This window comes from Mycobacterium sp. NPDC048908 (genome assembly GCF_043197955.1).
Lineage (GTDB): Bacteria > Actinomycetota > Actinomycetes > Mycobacteriales > Mycobacteriaceae > Mycobacterium.
The window spans coordinates 13,971-31,784 of the sequence record NZ_JBICUE010000001.1; the positions used below are offsets into that span (position 1 = coordinate 13,971).

The 17,814-nt window shown below is 65.0% G+C and carries 14 protein-coding genes; 9 read left to right on the forward strand and 5 right to left on the reverse strand.

Annotated features, from left to right (window positions below; all coding sequences use genetic code 11):
* Nucleotides 1–11 precede the first annotated feature (11 nt).
* The 4 genes from ACGFK1_RS00055 to ACGFK1_RS00070 all read right to left on the reverse strand — a co-directional run bounded on the left by ACGFK1_RS00055 (nt 12) and on the right by ACGFK1_RS00070 (nt 5,221).
* Entirely contained in the window at nt 12–2,279 is a 2,268-nt protein-coding gene (locus ACGFK1_RS00055) for an FdhF/YdeP family oxidoreductase (RefSeq protein WP_393423750.1), read from the reverse strand.
* 131 nt (nt 2,280–2,410) lie between these two features.
* Entirely contained in the window at nt 2,411–3,835 is a 1,425-nt protein-coding gene (locus ACGFK1_RS00060) for an NAD(P)(+) transhydrogenase (Re/Si-specific) subunit beta (protein WP_393423753.1), read from the reverse strand.
* Nucleotides 3,832–4,131: an NAD(P) transhydrogenase subunit alpha gene (locus tag ACGFK1_RS00065; RefSeq protein ID WP_393423755.1), complete on the reverse strand. Its 300-nt coding sequence runs from the start codon at nt 4,129–4,131 to the stop codon at nt 3,832–3,834. Before ACGFK1_RS00065 ends, ACGFK1_RS00060 begins: the two co-directional genes overlap by 4 nt.
* 1 nt (nt 4,132) lies before the next feature.
* Complete coding sequence (locus ACGFK1_RS00070) at nt 4,133–5,221, reverse strand: Re/Si-specific NAD(P)(+) transhydrogenase subunit alpha (RefSeq protein ID WP_393423758.1); 1,089 nt, start codon at nt 5,219–5,221, stop codon at nt 4,133–4,135.
* Between the two features lie 181 nt (nt 5,222–5,402).
* Between ACGFK1_RS00070 and ACGFK1_RS00075 the strand changes: the two genes are divergently transcribed.
* Nucleotides 5,403–6,428 (forward strand): 2-dehydropantoate 2-reductase, encoded by a 1,026-nt coding sequence (locus tag ACGFK1_RS00075; RefSeq protein WP_393423761.1) that lies wholly within the window; start codon nt 5,403–5,405, stop codon nt 6,426–6,428.
* 13 nt (nt 6,429–6,441) lie between these two features.
* A complete protein-coding gene (pyk, locus tag ACGFK1_RS00080) occupies nt 6,442–7,863 on the forward strand; it encodes a pyruvate kinase (protein ID WP_393423764.1) in 1,422 nt (473 codons plus the stop codon).
* Between the two features lie 26 nt (nt 7,864–7,889).
* Here the strand turns inward: pyk and ACGFK1_RS00085 are convergent, their stop codons facing one another.
* Nucleotides 7,890–8,333, reverse strand: a complete 444-nt coding sequence (locus ACGFK1_RS00085; protein ID WP_393423767.1) for a PAS domain-containing protein — start codon at nt 8,331–8,333, stop codon at nt 7,890–7,892.
* A gap of 127 nt (nt 8,334–8,460) precedes the next feature.
* Here ACGFK1_RS00085 and ACGFK1_RS00090 point away from each other — a divergent pair, with 127 nt between their 5' ends.
* The 7 genes from ACGFK1_RS00090 (at nt 8,461) to ACGFK1_RS00120 (ending at nt 17,750) form a co-directional block, all read left to right on the forward strand.
* Nucleotides 8,461–9,393 carry a LysR family transcriptional regulator gene (locus ACGFK1_RS00090; RefSeq protein ID WP_393423770.1) on the forward strand — a complete coding sequence of 311 codons (933 nt, stop codon included), beginning with the start codon at nt 8,461–8,463 and terminating at the stop codon, nt 9,391–9,393.
* Between the two features lie 149 nt (nt 9,394–9,542).
* Nucleotides 9,543–11,285 (forward strand): oxalyl-CoA decarboxylase, encoded by a 1,743-nt coding sequence (oxc, locus tag ACGFK1_RS00095; RefSeq protein WP_393423773.1) that lies wholly within the window; start codon nt 9,543–9,545, stop codon nt 11,283–11,285.
* A gap of 46 nt (nt 11,286–11,331) precedes the next feature.
* Nucleotides 11,332–12,588, forward strand: a complete 1,257-nt coding sequence (frc, locus tag ACGFK1_RS00100; protein ID WP_393423776.1) for a formyl-CoA transferase — start codon at nt 11,332–11,334, stop codon at nt 12,586–12,588.
* 83 nt (nt 12,589–12,671) lie between these two features.
* Nucleotides 12,672–13,130: a formate dehydrogenase subunit gamma gene (locus tag ACGFK1_RS00105; protein WP_393423779.1), complete on the forward strand. Its 459-nt coding sequence runs from the start codon at nt 12,672–12,674 to the stop codon at nt 13,128–13,130.
* On the forward strand, nt 13,127–14,716 hold the full coding sequence (locus ACGFK1_RS00110; protein ID WP_393423782.1) for a formate dehydrogenase beta subunit: 1,590 nt from the start codon (nt 13,127–13,129) through the stop codon (nt 14,714–14,716). The genes ACGFK1_RS00105 and ACGFK1_RS00110 overlap by 4 nt, the downstream gene beginning before the upstream one ends.
* A complete protein-coding gene (gene fdhF, locus ACGFK1_RS00115) occupies nt 14,713–17,535 on the forward strand; it encodes a formate dehydrogenase subunit alpha (protein WP_393423785.1) in 2,823 nt (940 codons plus the stop codon). The genes ACGFK1_RS00110 and fdhF overlap by 4 nt, the downstream gene beginning before the upstream one ends.
* A 2-nt stretch (nt 17,536–17,537) precedes the next feature.
* A complete protein-coding gene (locus ACGFK1_RS00120) occupies nt 17,538–17,750 on the forward strand; it encodes a formate dehydrogenase subunit delta (protein ID WP_393423788.1) in 213 nt (70 codons plus the stop codon).
* Nucleotides 17,751–17,814: the final 64 nt, after the last annotated feature.

Here is a 17,814-nt window from a genome sequence, read left to right on the forward strand (position 1 = left end):
CGTCGCAGTTCTCAAACCCTCGGCTCGAAGCGGACGAACACGCCTTTGGAGGTGGGGGTGTTGCTGATGTCGGCGACGCTGTCCAACGGAACCAGCACGTTGGTTTCCGGGTAGTACGACGCCGCCGAACCACGCGCCGCGGGGTATGCGACAACGCGGAAGTTCTCGGCTCGCCGCTCGACGCCGTCTTCCCACGTGCCCACCAAATCGACCATCTGCCGGTCGGCCAAGCCCAGTTCGTCGATGTCAGCGGGATTGATCAGCACGATGCGCCGCCCATTCTTGATGCCGCGATAGCGATCGTTTGGGGCGTACGGCACGGTGTTCCACTGGTCGTGGCTGCGCATGGTCTGCAACACGAGGTGGCCTGGCGGAACCTTGATTCGCTCAAAGGTGTTGCAGGTGAAGTGGGCCTTCCCCGACGCGGTGTTGAATCGGTGCTCGTTGACTGGGTTGGGAAGTCGGAAGCCGCCGGGTTTGCGCACCCGCTCGTTGAAGTCCTCGAAGTCGGGTACGACGCGCGAGATGGCATCGCGAATCACGTCGTAGTCGGATTCGAACTTTTCCCAGTCGATTTCGTGCGTCTCGCGCAGGGTGCGGCGAGCCAGTCGGCAGACGATCGCCACCTCGCTCAGCAGGTGCCCCGACGCAGGTGTCAGCCTGCCACGAGACTGATGCACGATGCTCATCGAGTCCTCGACCGTGATGAACTGCTCACCCGTGGCCTGCACATCACGGTCGGTGCGGCCGAGTGTCGGCAGGATCAACGCCGTCTCGCCGCACACCGCGTGCGACATGTTGAGTTTGGTCGAGATGTGGGCCGTCAGTCGGCAGTTCCGCATCGCGCGTTCGGTCAATTCGCTGTCAGGGGTCGCGCGCACGAAATTGCCTGCGAAGCCCACGAATACTTTTGCCCGGCCATCACGCATCGCGCGGATCGAGTCGACCGCATCCAGACCGTGCTCGGTCGGGGGAGTGAAACCGAACTCTCGCTCGAGTGCGTCGAGAAACGACTGCGGCATCTTCTCCCAGATGCCCATGGTGCGGTCACCCTGGACGTTGCTGTGTCCACGGACCGGACAGACCCCTGCGCCCGGTCGGCCCAGATTTCCGCGCAGCATCAGAAAGTTCACGATCTCGCGGACCGTGGCCACCCCGTGCTTCTGCTGCGTGATTCCCATCGCCCAGCACACGATGACCTTCGAGCTGATGAGCACGCGGTCGACGACCTGTTGGATCTCCTCTTGCGAAAGCCCGGTCGCGTCAAGAACATCCGACCATGAGATCTGTCGCACGTGGTTGGCGAACTCGGCGAAGCCCACGGTGTGGCTGTCGATGAACTCCGAGTCCAGCACCGTTCCGGCGCCGGCGTCTTCGGCCTTCAGCAGCAGCGCGTTGATGGCCTGAAACAGCGCAAGGTCGCCACATGGCTTGATGTGCAGGAACTGGTCGGCGATCGCGGTGCCGCGGCCGAGGACTCCGCTGACCTTCTGCGGGTTCTTGAACCGCATCAGCCCGGCTTCAGGCAGCGGATTGACGGCGATGACGTATCCGCCGTTGCGTTTGGTCTGCTCCAGAGCGGACAGCATGCGAGGCATGTTGGTGCCGGGGTTGAGCCCGATGGCCAACACCAGATCGGCGGTCTCGAGGTCCTCCAGGCTGACGCTGCCCTTGCCGATGCCGAGTGTCTCGCTCAAGCCTGCGCCGCTGGACTCGTGGCACATGTTGGAGCAGTCGGGCAGGTTGTTGGTGCCGTACGCCCTCGCAAATAGTTGCAGGAGGAATGCCGCCTCATTGCTGAGCCTGCCCGAGGTGTAGAACAGCGCCTCGTGGGGTGAGTCGAGGCCGCGCAATTCGCTTGCCAGCACATCGAAGGCGCCGTCCCAGTCGATGGGTTCGTAGTGCTGCGATCCTGGCCACTTCACCATCGGCTCGGTCAGCCGGCCCTGCTCGTTGAGCCACATGTCCGACTTGGTCGCCAAGTCGGCGATCGAGTGTTGGCGGAAGAACTCTCGGCTGATCCGGCGAGTGGTGGCCTCGTCGTTGACGTGTTTGGCGCCGTTCTCGCAGTACTCGTTGCGGTGCCGCTTGCCTGCCTCGGGTTCCGGCCAGGCGCAGCCGGGGCAGTCGATGCCGTCGGCCTGGTTGATGCTGAGCAGATTGATCGCCGTTCGCACCAACGATGTCTGCTCCAGCGAGTACTCGAGCGCATGCATGACGGCAGGCACTCCGGCGGCTGACTTCTTGGGCGGGTTGACCTTGGGGTTCTCGACGCCCATGTGTTCAGTTGCCTTTCGCGCTCGCGTGGACCGGCCGAATCTCGTTGCTGCCGTCGATCATTGCGGCTTCGGCCCACAGCCGTCCAACAGAAATCTGTTACCGGCCGATAGCGAGATGTTATCAGCGCCGGTCAGAGGACCTTGAGTTCCTCGGCGACCTCGGTGACCGACTTCTTCGCATCACCGAACAACATCGTGGTGCCGTCAGCGTAGAACAGCGGATTCTCGATGCCCGCGAATCCGGAGTTCATCGAGCGCTTCAGCACGATGACCGACTTCGACTGGTCGACGTTGAGTATCGGCATGCCGTGGATCGGGCTGGACGGGTCGTTGCGTGCCGCCGGGTTGGTGACGTCGTTGGCGCCGATGACGATCGTGACGTCGGTGCGGCCGAATTCGTCGTTGATGTCGTCCATTTCCTTCATCGCGTCGTATTCGACATCCGCCTCGGCCAGCAAGACATTCATGTGTCCGGGCATCCGCCCCGCGACAGGATGAATCGCATACTTCACTGGCACCCCACGCTGTTCGAGCATGCCTGCGAGGTCCTTGACGGCGTGCTGGGCCTGCGCGACGGCCAGGCCGTAGCCGGGCACGACGATGACCTGGTTGGCGTAGGCCATCTGGATCGCGGCGTCAGCCGCCGACGTCGCCTTGACCACCTTGTCGGCACCGTCGTCGCTCGACGCGGCGATACCACCGCCGCCGAATCCGCCGGCGACGATCGCGGGGATGGACCGGTTCATCGCCTTGGCCATCAGGTTGGTCAGGATCGAACCGGACGCGCCGACGATCATGCCCGCCACGATCATCGCGGTGTTGTTCAGCGCCAAACCGGCTGCCGCAGCTGACAGTCCGGTCAACGCGTTGAGCAGCGAGATCACCACGGGCATATCGGCGCCACCGATCGGCAGCACCACCATCAGCCCCAATACGCCCGCGGTGATCAGCAGTCCGACCATCCACCACAGCGACGCCCCGCCGCTGCCGGGATGCGCGCCAAGCCCGATCGCCACCGCGGCGGCGACGGCACCCACGAGGAGCAACAGGTTGAACGGCTGCTGCGCCTTGCCGATACCGATCGGTCGGCCGGGCAGGACTTCTTGCAGCTTGCCGAACGCGATGATCGAACCCCAGAACGAGATCGAGCCGATGATTGCGGCGAACAACGAGGCCACCACGATGTGCACCGTCGGCGATTCACCGTGCTGGAAGCTCGAGAAGCCCGACGTGTCAATGAATTCCGACAGCGCGATCAGCGCGACCGTGCCGCCGCCAACGCCGTTGAACAGCGCGACCAACTGTGGCATCGCGGTCATCTTGGTCATCCTGGCAGGTGGCACGCCCAGCGCCACACCGACGAGTAGACCGGCGATGATCAATCCCCAGTTGTCGGTGTGCCGGATCGCGATCAGCGTCGCGAGTACCGCGACGGCCATGCCCGCGCCGGCGATCCAGTTGCCCCGCACCGCGGTCTTCGGTCCGGTCAGGCCCATCAGACCGTAGATGAACATCGCGAACGCGATGATGTAGAGCACTGTAACGAGATAGTTCATCGCGCTGCCTTCTTGCCTTTGAACATGCCGAGCATGCGGTCGGTCACCACGAATCCGCCGACCACGTTGAGCGTTCCGAACACCACTGCGACGAACAGGATGACCTGCTCGGCGAGGTTGGGATGCTCGACGCGGCCCAGCACCACCAGCGCCCCGATCAGCACGATGCCGTGGATTGCGTTGGTTCCCGACATCAATGGGGTGTGTAAGGTGTTGGGCACCTTGGAGATCACCGAGAACCCGACGAATCCGGACAACACCAGGATCGCGAGATTGGCCAACAACTGGTCATACATCTCAGTTCGTCTCCTCACGTGTGACGCATGAAGCGGCGATGACTTCGTCATCGAAATCCGGGGCCACTTCGCCGTCCTTGATCAGCAGGTCGAGCAGCGACGCAATGTTCTTGGCGTACAACTCGCTGGCGTGTTCGGGCATGGTGGCAGGCAGGTTCAGCGGCGACGCGATCGTCACATCGTGCTTGACGACGGTCTGACCCGGTTCGGTCAGCTCGCAGTTGCCGCCGGCCTCGCCGGCCAGGTCGACCACCACACTGCCCGGCTTCATGCCGCGCACCGCCTCCGCCGTCACGAGGCGGGGCGCCGGACGCCCGGGGACCAGCGCCGTGGTGATGACGACGTCGAATCCGGTGATCGCCTTCTCCAGAGCGTCCTGCTGCTGGGCCCGCTCGGCCTCGGTGAGTTCGCGTGCGTATCCGCCGCTGCCAGCCGCGGCGACGGCACTGTTGCCCAGGTCCAGCCACTGCGCGCCGACCGAGCGCACCTGGTCGGCGACCTCCGGGCGCACGTCGTAGCCGGTGGTCTTGCCGCCCAACCGCTTTGCCGTTGCGAGTGCCTGCAGACCGGCCACCCCGACACCGAGCACCAGCACGGTGGCCGGCTTCACGGTGCCCGCCGCGGTGGTCAGCATGGGAAAGAACCGAGTGGCCTCCGAGGCCGCCACCAACACCGCCTTGTATCCGGCGACGTTGGCTTGCGATGACAACGCGTCCATTGCCTGCGCACGGGATATCCGCGGAATCGCCTCCATGGCAAAGCCGGTGACGCCCGCGAGCCGCAAACCCTCGGCGACCTCCGGGCGCGTGCGGGGCGCCAGGAACCCGACGACGGTGGATTCCGGCTTCAGCAGCGCGATTTCGTCGGTGGTGGGCGGGTTGACTTTCACTACCAGGTCGGCGGGCCATGGATCGCCGATGGTGGCACCGGCGCGCTCATACTCTTCGTCGGGGATCAATGCCCCTGTGCCTGCGCCACTTTCGACGACGACGCCAAGGCCGGCGGCGTGCAGTCGTTCGACGACCTTGGGGACCAGCGCGACACGGCGTTCACCTTCCGCGGCCTCTCGCGGCACTCCGATCAGCGTCATATTCCTCTTCCTGGCTGTGGCCGGGCAGAAAGTTCGTACGCCTTCGACGGCGACGCCCAGGCGGGGACCATTGCCACAGTAAAGGAGATCGCATACTGTATGCAACCAGATCCTAGGAACTCGCGCACGGCCATCGTGGCCGGGCGTGGCTGCACATACATATTCACAGTCAGGAGTCGCCGTGAGAATTGCAGTCGTCGGTGCCGGAGCAATCGGCGCCTACTGGGGTGCGGCACTGCACCGAGGTGGCGCCGAGGTCCATCTGATCGCGCGCAATGAGCACCTGCGGGCCATGCGTGAAAACGGGGTGCGAGTTCTCAGCCCGCGCGGCGACTTCGTCGCCCATCCGCATGCCACCGACGACCCCGCCGAGATCGGCCCCGTCGACTATGTCTTCCTCGGCCTCAAGGCGCACAGCTACCCCTCGTGCGGTCCGCTGGTGACGCCGTTGTTGGGAGAGCACACCGCAGTGCTGCCCGCGCAGAACGGAATTCCGTGGTGGTACTTCCATCAACTGCCTGGCCCGTACCAGGGCCGACGTATCGAAGCCGTCGATCCTGGCGGTGCCACCAGTGCGGTGCTGTCGCCGGAGCGGGCGATCGGGTGCGTGGTCTACCCCGCGACGACGATCGAGGCGCCCGGTGTGATTCGGCATCTCGAAGGCACCAGGTTCTCCATCGGCGAACCGTCCGGCGCAATCTCGCAACGCTGTAAAGACTTGAGCGACGCGATGATTGCCGGCGGGCTGAAGGCACCGGTCGAGGCCAATCTGCGCGACGACATCTGGATCAAGCTGATGGGCAACGTGGCGTTCAATCCGCTCAGCGCGCTCACTAGAGCGACCATGGTCGAGATCTGCCAGAACCCCAACACCCGCCGGATCGTCTCACAACTGATGGAAGAGACGCTCGACATCGCCGCCAGAGTCGGTAGTACACCGGACATTTCGATCGAGAAGCGCTTGCGCGGCGCAGAGAATGTTGGCCACCACAAGACGTCGATGCTGCAGGACCTCGAGGCAGGCAAGCAGCTGGAGCTGGACGCCATCGTCACCGCGGTGGTGGAGATGGCCGACCTCACCGGTGCTCCCGCGCCCACGCTTCGCACTGTGCACGCCGCCACCGACCTCCTCGCGCAGACGTGCGCACCCGCGGCGTCGCAGGTGTCCACTGTCCAGCAGCCGCAACCCGAACCCGCTCTGCGCTGACGAGAGGAACATCGTGAACCGACGCGCCAAGATCGTCTGCACGCTGGGGCCTGCCACCGCGACGGCCCCCCGACTTGCCGAACTCATCGAAGCCGGAATGGACGTGGCACGGCTCAATTTCAGCCACGGGTCGCAGGCCGAACATTCGGTGGTCTATGAGACCGTGCGCCGGATCGCCGCCGAGCGTGGTCGTGCGGTCGGGGTACTCGCCGACCTGCAGGGTCCCAAGATCCGGCTGGGCCGCTTCGCCGACGGACCCGTGTTCTGGGCCGATGGTGAGCGAATCGTGATCACCACATCGGCGTGCGCCGGCGACCATGACAGGGTGTCGACGACCTACGACGGTCTGGCGTCAGACGTGCGATCCGGCGATCGACTGCTCGTCAACGACGGCAAGATCGAACTGCGGGTGCTCGACGTGGACGCCGACGACGTTCACTGCGAGGTCATCCATGGCGGACCCGTCAGCGACAACAAGGGCATCTCGCTGCCCGGTGTCGCGGTCAGCGTTCCGCCCTTGTCCGAGAAAGACATCGAGGACCTGAGGTTCGCGTTGAAACTCGGCGTCGACATGGTGGCCATGTCGTTCGTTCGTGCACCCGAAGAGGTCAAGCTGGCCCACGCGGTGATGGACGAAATGGGCAAGCGAGTTCCGGTCATGGTCAAACTCGAGAAGCCGGAGGCGGTTTCGGACCTGCCCGCGATCATCGACGCGTTCGATGGGCTGATGGTCGCTCGCGGTGACCTCGGCGTCGAGATGCCGTTGGAGCAGGTTCCGCTGGTGCAGAAGCGGGCGATCAGCCTCTGCAGACAAGCGGCCAAGCCGGTGATCGTGGCAACGCACATGCTCGACTCGATGGTCGCCGATATGCGGCCGACTCGGGCCGAGGTGTCCGACGTGGCCAACGCGGTCTTCGACGGTGCCGACGCGGTGATGCTGTCCGCGGAGACGAGCGTCGGCGCCTATCCCGCGCACACCGTCGCGACGATGGGCCGCATCGTCGTGACAGCCGAAGACGCACTGCGTCAGAGGAAGGCGACGGAACCGGCGCTGCGGGAAGACGAGGATGCGAGCATCAGCGATGCCGTGACGGCGGCCGCCTGCGAGCTGGGCAGACGAATCGGAGCGTCGGCCCTGTGCTGCTTCACCCGTTCCGGGGACACGGCTATGCGGTTGGCTCGGCAACGTTCGCCGTTACCGCTGATCGCGTTCGCGCACAACGAATCCGTCAGGGCGCGGTTGGCGTTCACCTGGGGGATCCAGTCCGCGGTGCTGGCGCCGTCGGGCACGCCGGAGGCAATGCCCGCCGAGGTCAGCCGAGGCCTGGCCGATCTCGGTATCTCGCTACCCGGCAGCTTGGTGGTTGTGGTGTCCGGAAGCCGTGACGGGGTCGCCGGTTACACAGACAGGATGCGGGTGCTTCGCATCGAGTGATCACCGCGAACGGCGCGTGGGGCCGGTCAGGCCGGCCCCAACCGGCTTTCGAGTTCGGCGATCTTGGCGCGCAACTCGCGTTCGGTATTGCGGCGCTCGGAGACCTCGCGCATGATCGCCGAGATCCCGACGATCTGATCGGCGTCGTCACGCAGCAGCGCGACGCTGAACTCGATCGACAACCGCTGCCCATCGCGGTGACTGGCGGGCACGCCGAGAAGTTTGTCGCCGTACCGGGTGTATCCGGTGGCCATGGTCTGGAAGTAGCCCTTCCAGTGCCGCTCACGCAGCTTCTCCGGGATGATGATGTCGAGGTTCTGGCCCATGGCTTCTTCGACGGAGTAGCCGAACATTCTGGCGGCCCCCTCGTTCCACAGGCGGATGATTCCGGCCGGGTCGGTGACCACGATGGCCTCAGCGGATTCTCTGACGACCGCCGTGGCAAGCCACTCCTCAGTCACACCAGTCACGGTTGAACCTTCAGCCACGTCACGCTCCGTTCTTTGTCCGATTGCTCGCTGGACATCGTCGCAGCAGACCTCTAGCATACGCAATATCGAATACTGAATACAATCTGTAAGACGCCGAGGAGGGCCTGTGCTGCTGCGCCAACTGGAGTACTTCGTGGCGGTAGCCAGGGAGCGACACTTCGCGCGCGCGGCCGAGAGTTGCTACGTGTCGCAGCCTGCGCTGTCGACCTCGATCGCCAAGCTCGAGCGCGAGCTCAGCGTCACCCTCATCAATCGCGGGCAGAACTTCGAGGGGCTCACCCCCGAAGGGGAGCGGCTGGTCGTCTGGGCCAAGCGCGTGCTCGCCGAGCACGATGCCCTCAAGGCCGAAGCCGCCGCGATGCGGTCCGGCATCTCGGCGACCCTGCGACTCGGCACCGGGCCGACGGTATCGACGACGGCGGCGATTCCGGTGGCCGCCTTCTGCGCGCTGCACCCACTGGCCCGGGTCAAGGTCTGCTCGCGGCTGTCGTCCACGGAACTGCTTCGTCAACTTCGCGACTTCGAATTAGACGTCGCCATCGCCCATTTCGGTCCCGATGATCAGTCGGGGCTCGAGGTGGTTCCGTTGTACCAAGAGCAGTACGTGCTACTGGTGTCGGGTGATCAGCTGGTGCCGTCGACGCGGACCATCACGTGGGCCGAGGCTGCACAGCTGCCGCTGGCGCTGCTGACACCCGATATGCGGTTCCGCCAGTTCATCGACAAGGCCTTCGCCGGCAGCGGCGCGCTTCCCGCTCCGCAAGTGGAAACCGATTCCGTCGCATCGCTTTACGCGCATGTCGCAACCGGTGCATGGGCGAGCGTGGTGCCGCACACCTGGCTGCGCGCGATGCCGGTGAACGGCGCGGCGCGGGTGATCCGCCTGGTTGGCCCCGACACCACGGCACAGATATCGATGGCGATCCACGCGGGCATGCCCGGTTCGGTCGCCGCACGCGCGTTCCTCAACGTCGCCGTGGGAACGCCGTTGAACGACATTTTCGAACTACACGGAAAGGATCTCGTCCACGTCGCATGACGCCGGCAGTGGGCGTGGGTCCACGGTCGGCACGCCGTGATAACCGTCGTCTATCAGGTGATCGGAGACAGGTGTTGGACTCACTCCATCAAGACGCGGAAAGTTAACTCCAACAAGGGAAAAGCGCTACAGCCAGGAAGGGCCACACCATGACCATTGCTTCCCTGCCGGACACGGAGGTAGAGAGCACCCCCGAGCCCCAACAGCCGGGTGCGCTCACCGATGGGATCCATCTGGTCGTGGATGCGCTCAAGCTCAACGATGTACACACCATCTACGGTGTGGTCGGAATTCCGATCACCGATCTGGCCCGACTCGCCCAGGCGTCGGGCATCCGCTACATCGGTTTCCGCCACGAGAGCGACGCGGGCCACGCCGCGGCCGCCGCAGGCTTCCTCACCAAGAAGCCGGGCATCTGCCTGACGGTGTCGGCCCCCGGCTTCCTCAACGGCCTTGTGGCACTGGCCAACGCAACCACGAACTGCTTCCCGATGGTGCAGATCTCGGGCTCCAGCGAGCGCCATCTGGTGGACCTTCAGCGCGGCGACTACGAGGAGATGGATCAGCTGGCGGCGGCCAGGATGTTCGCCAAGGCGGCGTACCGAGTATCGCGGGCTGAGGACATCGGCCGGGGTATCGCCCGAGCGATCCGCACCGCGGTGTCGGGTCGCCCCGGCGGGGTGTATCTCGACATCCCCGCCGCGGTGTTGGGTGAGGTGATCGACGCGGAGGAGGCAGCCAAGACGTTGTGGCGCGTCGTCAACCCGGCGCCGCGGCAGCTGCCCGAAACCGAGATGGTGGACTCGGCAATCGATCTGCTGGCCAATGCCGAGCGGCCACTGATCGTGCTCGGCAAGGGCGCCGCCTACGCGCAGGCCGACGAGCAGATCCGCGAATTCGTCGAGACCACCGGCGTGCCGTACCTGCCGATGTCGATGGCGAAGGGCCTGCTGCCTGATGACCACCCCCAGTCGGCGGCCACCGCCCGCTCGCTGGCTCTCAAGCGCGCCGACGTGGTCATGTTGGTCGGTGCTCGGCTCAACTGGCTGCTCGGGCATGGCGATGCGCCGCAATGGAATCCGGATGCGAAGTTCATCCAGGTTGACATCGCGGCCAACGAGATGGACAGCAACCAGCCGATCGCGGCGCCCCTCGTCGGTGACATCGGCTCGGTGATGGAAGCACTGCTGGAGCGCGCGAAGCCCGGACAGATCAGCGTGCAGGCCCAGTGGCGTGAAGAACTCGAGGCGAAGTCGTCGGCGAACGTCACGAAGATGGCGGGCCGGCTCGAGTCGGCGCTGACCGCGCACCCGATGAAGTTCCTCGGCGCGTTGCAGGCCATCCGCGACGTGCTGCAGGACAACCCGCAGGCCTATGTCGTCAACGAAGGCGCAAACGCACTCGATCTGGCCCGCAACACCATTGGGATGCAGGTGCCGCGGCACCGCCTCGACAGCGGTACCTGGGGCGTGATGGGCATCGGTATGGGCTACGCGATCGCCGCCGCTGTCGAGACGGGTGATCCTGTGGTCGCGATCGAGGGCGACAGCGCGTTCGGGTTCTCCGGCATGGAACTGGAGGCCGTTTGCCGCTACAACCTGCCGATCGTCACCGTCATCCTCAACAACAGCGGCGTCTATCGCGGTGATGAGTCGTCCAACACCACAGACCCCGCGCCGACCGTGCTGCAGGCTCGACACGAGTACATGATCAAGGCGTTCGGCGGCAAGGGATATCAGGCTACGACGCCCGCAGAGGTTGGCGCAGCGCTGCGCGAAGCCCTCGCGTCGGGCAGGCCTGCGCTCATCGACTGCGTCATCGATCCATCCGACGGGACCGAGAGCGGCAACATCGCGCACCTCAACCCCAAGGGAATCACCGCAAAGCACTGAGCTTGCTCGCACCGACACGACAGCAACCGACGAAAGGAAACGTGTCATGACCGATTTGCCGCTCTCCGGGATCAAGGTGATTGACTTCACCGGGGTCCAGGCCGGCCCGGCCTGCACCCAGATGCTCGCCTGGCTGGGAGCCGACGTGCTGAAGGTCGAGCGCACGAGCGGGGGTGACGTCACACGGAATCAGTTGCGGGACATCCCCGATCTGGACGCGCTGTACTTCACGATGCTCAACAGCAACAAGCGCTCGCTGGCGATCAACACGAAGTCAGCCGAGGGTCTCGAGGTGATGGAGAAGCTGATTCGCGGGGCCGACGTCCTGGTGGAGAACTTCGCACCGGGCGCGATGGACCGGATGGGCCTGTCCTGGGACAAGATCCAGGAATGGAATCCCCGGCTGATCTTCGGCTCTGTCAAGGGCTTCAACGACGACTCGTCGTGGAATGACCTCAAGGTGTACGAGAACGTCGCCCAGTGTGCCGGCGGCAACGCCTCGACCACCGGGTTCTGGGATGGCCCGCCGACCGTGGCCGGCGCCGCCCTCGGCGACAGCAACACGGGTATGCACCTGCTGATCGGCATCCTGACCGCGCTGATTCACCGGGAGAAGACCGGCAAGGGCCAGAAGGTCTCTGCCGCCATGCAGGATGCGGTGCTGAACCTGTGCCGGGTCAAGCTGCGCGACCAGCAGCGCCTCGAGCGCGTCGGCTACCTGGAGGAGTACCCGCAGTGGCCGAACGGCGAGTTCGGTGAGGCCGTTCCGCGCGGCGGCAACGCAGGCGGCGGTGGGCAGCCGGGCTGGGTGGTCAAGTGCAAGGGTTGGGAGACCGACCCCAACGCCTACATCTACTTCACCATCCAGGAGCAGAACTGGAAGCGCACCGCCGAGGCCATCGGTCGGCCGGAGTGGGTGGATGACCCGGGCTACAGCACCGCACGCGCCCGTCAAGACAAGATCTTCGACATCTTCGCCGAGATCGAGAAGTGGCTGGCGGACAAGACGAAGTGGGAAGCGGTCGACATCCTGCGCGAGTGGGAGGTGCCGTGCGCACCTGTCATGTCCATGAAGGATCTCGCCGAAGACAAGGATTTGCGCAAGAGCGGAAGCATTGTCGAGGTCGAGCAGCCAGGGCGGGGCACCTACCTGACCGTCGGCAGCCCGATCAAGTTCTCGTCGTTCAAGCCCGATATCAAGGGCGCACCGCTGCTCGGTGAGCACACCGATGAGGTCCTCGCCGAGCTCGGCTACGACGCGGACACCATCGCGGCGTGGCACGAGAAGAAGATCGTCGTTTAATTCCGCCCGCCCGGGTGTGAACCGCCCCAGGACACTTCGGCTACCTGGGGCGGTTCCACCCTTTCTCTGGGAGTCGAGCCCTGATGAATACAGCGCTTGTTCGAGACATCGTCGGCACTCACAAAGGACAGCGCGGCGCTCTGCTTCCCATCCTGCACGCCATCCAGGAAGCGCTGGGATGCGTTCCGCCGGAGGCAATACCGGTGCTCGCTGAGGAACTCAACCTGTCCCGCGCCGATGTGCACGGCGTGGTGTCCTTCTACCATGACTTCCGCGCGACACCCGCGGGCCGCACCACGGTGCGGATTTGCCGCGGAGAGGCATGTCAGGCCGTTGGCGCGCAACGTCTGGTGGACCACGTACGCGAGAGCCACGGCATGAGGCTGGGTGACACCAGCCCGGACGGATCTGTCACTGTCGAGCAGGTTTTCTGCCTGGGCAACTGCGCGCTGGGGCCGGCAGCGCAGGTGAACGGCCGCTTGCGGGGACGGCTGGACGAAGCTCGCTTGTCGACAATCATTGATGAGGCGGTCACGCAATGAACACGCCGGTAACCGTCTACGTGCCAAAGGATTCCGCGGCCCGATCGGTTGGCGCCGACGACGTCGCCGCTGCGCTGTCGAGCGCTGCGTCACGGCGAGGCCGCTCAGTTCAGGTGGTTCGCAATGGTTCCCGCGGGATGCTCTGGCTCGAACCGCTGATCGAAGTGGTTACCCCGCAGGGCCGCGTCGGCTATGGGCCGGTCGCCGCATCCGACGTCGACGGCTTGGTGGCGGCGGGCCTACTGGATGGTGCGGAACTGCCTGGGCGCTTGGGCGTGGTCGACGACTTGCCATGGCTGGCATCGCAGAACCGGGTGACCTTCAGCAGGATGGGCATCACCGACCCGCTCTCGCCGGACGACTATCTGCGGCACGGCGGACTGGTCGGACTGGTTCGCGCGTTGGAGAACTCACCATCCGACGTCGTCGCCGCGGTGACCGAATCCGGGCTGCGGGGGCGTGGCGGCGCCGGCTTCCCGGCGGGCATCAAGTGGAAGACGGTACTCGACTGTGTCGACGAGTTGAAGTTCGTCTGCTGCAACGCCGACGAAGGGGACAGCGGCACCTTCGCCGACCGCATGCTGATGGAGGGCGATCCGTTCCTTCTCATCGAGGGTATGACCATCGCCGCGTACGCGGTGGGTGCCTCCGAGGGCTACATCTACATCAGATCCGAATATCCGGACGCGGTGGCCACGATGCGCGCGGCGATCGAGATCGCCTACGGCCGAGGGTGGCTCGGCGACAGCGTGCTCGGCTCGTCGTTGAACTTCGACCTCTTCGTCCGAGTGGGCGGCGGCGCATACATCTGCGGCGAGGAAACCTCGATGCTGGAAAGCCTGGAGGGCAAGCGCGGCATGGTCCGCGCCAAGCCGCCCATTCCGGCGATCAATGGGTTGTTCGGCAAGCCAACCGTTGTCAACAACGTGCTCACGCTGGCCACCGTGCCGACCGTGCTCGCACACGGTGCACAGGCGTATCAAGAACTGGGCGTGGAGCGTTCACGCGGCACGCAGGTGTTTCAGCTCGGCGGCAACATCAACCACGGTGGCATCGTCGAGACTGCATTCGGGATCACCCTCGGTGAACTCGTCGACGGTTACGGCGGCGGAACCCGGTCCGGTCGCCCAGTGCGCGCGGTGCAAGTCGGCGGCCCACTCGGGGCGTACCTGCCGAGGGACCAGTTCGACCTGCCGATGGACTACGAGGCGTTTGTGGCGGCAGGCGCGATGGTCGGCCACGGCGGCATCGTGGTGTTCGACGAGACGGTCGACATGGCCGCCCAGGCCCGGTTTGCGATGGAGTTCTGCGCGGCGGAGTCGTGCGGGAAGTGCACGCCGTGCCGGGTGGGCGCGGTGCGCGGCGTGGAAGTCATCGACCGGATCACCGCGGGCGAGCACCGCGACGAAAACCTCGCGCTGCTCGAGGACCTGTGCGACGTGATGACCGAAGGGTCGTTGTGCGCCATGGGCGGATTGACGCCGATGCCGGTGCGCAGCGCCATCAACCACTTCCCCGATGACTTTTCTGCCAAGAACCCGGAAGCCAAGGAACCCATCAGCGCGAGGACGGAAGGTAAGCCATGAGTTTGCTCAAGGAACCCGACTTCGGCACCCCCGCCAAGAGCGGGCCCGCGACGGTCTCGCTCGAAGTGGACGGGTTCTCCGTCTCCGTGCCTGAGGGCACGTCTGTCATGCGCGCCGCCGCGTTGGCAGGCATCGACGTTCCCAAATTGTGTGCGACCGATCGGCTCGACGCATTCGGATCCTGCCGGCTGTGTCTGGTGGAGATCGACGGGCGCCGGGGAACGCCTGCTTCATGCACGACCCCGGTCGCCGACGGCATGGTGGTGCGCACACAGACACCGAAGGTGGCCAAGCTTCGTGAGAACGTCATGGAGCTCTACATCTCCGACCATCCCCTGGACTGCCTCACCTGTGGTGCCAACGGTGACTGCGAATTGCAGGACATGGCAGGCGTTGTCGGTCTGCGGCAAGTTCGGTACGGCTACGAGGGCGAGAACCACTTCGACGCGGTCAAGGACCAGAGCAATCCCTACTTCGACTTCGACCCGTCGAAATGCATCGTCTGCTCCCGCTGTGTGCGGGCGTGCGACGAAATCCAGGGCACGTTCGCGCTGACGATCGAAGGCCGTGGTTTCGCGTCGAAGGTTTCCCCCGGCGCCGGTGAGTCGTTCATGGACTCCGAATGTGTGTCGTGCGGGGCATGCGTACAGGCCTGCCCGACCGCCACCCTGCAGGAACGCTCGGTGATCGAGCTCGGCATGCCCTCGCGTTCGGTGGTCACCACGTGTGCCTACTGCGGTGTGGGGTGTTCTTTCAAAGCCGAGATGCGTGGTGATGAATTGGTCCGCATGGTGCCCCACAAGGACGGCGGCGCCAATGAGGGTCACTCATGTGTCAAGGGCCGGTTCGCCTTTGGCTACGCCACCCATCCCGACCGCAAACTGCGCCCCATGGTGCGCGACGCAATCACCGACCCGTGGCGCGAAGTCGAATGGGATGAGGCGATCGACACCGTCGCTCGCAAAATGCTCGACATCCGGCGACGGCACGGGGCGGGCGCGATCGGCGCCATCACGTCGTCGCGGTGTACGAACGAAGAGGTCTACGTCGTCCAGAAGATGGTCCGGGCGGCGTTCGGCAACAACAACGTCGACACATGCGCGCGCGTGTGCCACTCGCCGACGGGGTACGGCCTGAAGCAGACGTTCGGCGAGTCGGCGGGCACCCAGGACTTCCGATCGGTGGCACAAGCCGACGTGATCATGGTGATCGGCGCCAATCCCACCGATGGCCACCCGGTGTTCGGATCCAGGATGAAGCAGCGGATCCGCCAGGGCGCCAAGCTCATCGTCGTCGACCCCCGTCGTATCGACCTGGTCCGCTCACCGCATGTCGAGGCCGAGCACCACCTGCAGTTGAGGCCGGGCACTAACGTGGCCGTGGTCAACGCGATCGCGCATGTGGTGGTGACCGAGGGCTTGGTCGACAAGTCGTTCATCGCCGAGCGCTGTGAGGGCTTCGACGAATGGGCGGAGTTCATCGCGCGCCCCGAGAACAGTCCCGAAGCCGTGCAAGAGATCACGGGTGTGCCTGCCGCCGAGGTGCGGGCCGCAGCGCGGTTGTACGCGCAGGCCCCCAACGGCGCCATCTACTACGGCCTCGGGGTGACCGAACACAGCCAGGGATCGACCATGGTGATGGGCATGGCCAACCTGGCCATGGCGTGCGGCAACATCGGCCGCGACGGTGTCGGGGTCAACCCGCTGCGCGGTCAGAACAACGTGCAGGGCTCCTGTGACATGGGCTCGTTCCCGCACGAATTCAGCGGGTACCGGCACGTGTCCGACGACGCGGTGCGTGAGGTCTTCGAAAATCTCTGGGGTACAGCACTTCTCCCGGAGCCGGGGTTGCGTATCCCGAACATGTTCGACGCCGCGATTGAGGGCAGCTTCCGTGGCCTGTTCGTGCACGGCGAGGACATCGCCCAATCAGATCCGAACGTCGGGCATGTCACCGCCGCGCTGGCCGCGATGGAGTTGGTGGTCATTCAGGACCTGTTCCTCAACGAGACAGCCAAGTACGCCCACGTGTTCCTGCCCGGGGCGTCCTTCCTGGAGAAGGACGGCACATTCACCAACGCCGAACGGCGGATCAACCGCGTGCGCGCGGTGATGAAGCCGAAGAGTGGCAGGCATGAGTGGGACATCGTCTGCCAGATCGCGACCGCGATGGGTTATCCCATGCGCTATGACCACCCGAGCCAGATCATGGATGAAATCGCCTCGGTGACACCGACCTTCGCGGGTGTGTCATTCGACCGGATCGACCAGATGGGCAGCATCCAGTGGCCCTGCGACAGCGACGCCCCCGACGGCACGCCGATCATGCATGTCGAGTCGTTCACCAGGGGCAAGGGCAGGTTCATGCCTACGCCGTTCGTGCCCACCGACGAGCGCAGCACGCGTCGCTTCCGGTTGATCCTGACGACGGGCCGGATCCTCAGTCAGTACAACGTCGGCGCGCAGACCCGGCGCACGGCGAACATCGCTTGGCACCAGGAGGATGTACTCGAGATCCATCCGCACGACGCCGAGGATCGCGGTATCACCGACGGTGACGAGGTGTCGGTCGCGAGCAGGGTCGGCACGACGAAACTGCGCGCGAAGATCTCCGACCGGATGCCAACCGGCGTCGTGTACACCACTTTCCATTACCCGGTGACCGGGGCCAACGTGGTGACCACCGACAACTCGGACTGGGCGACGAACTGCCCGGAGTACAAGGTGACCGCGGTTCAGGTGGCGCTGGCCCATCCAGCGGTCAGCGAGCGGTCGGAGCAGGCGCTCGACGACGTGTTGACCGCGGAACTGGTGGATTGATCATGGCGTCCAACGCTCCTGCCGAGATCAAGATGATCAACAACATCGCCGCACACTTCGGCTATTTGCGTGCCGAGCAGGCCGCGACTGCCGTCGCTGATCACATCCGGCGGTTCTGGGATCCGCGCATGAAGCAACGGCTGTTGATGCTTGCGGCTTCGGACACAACGGATCTCGATCCCATTTCGGTGGCCGCTGCGGCGCTGCTGCGGTAGCTTTCGGCGCTGGCCGCGACAACGGGCCGGCGCAGCCGCCTACACCGGCCCGCGTCTTGGAGTC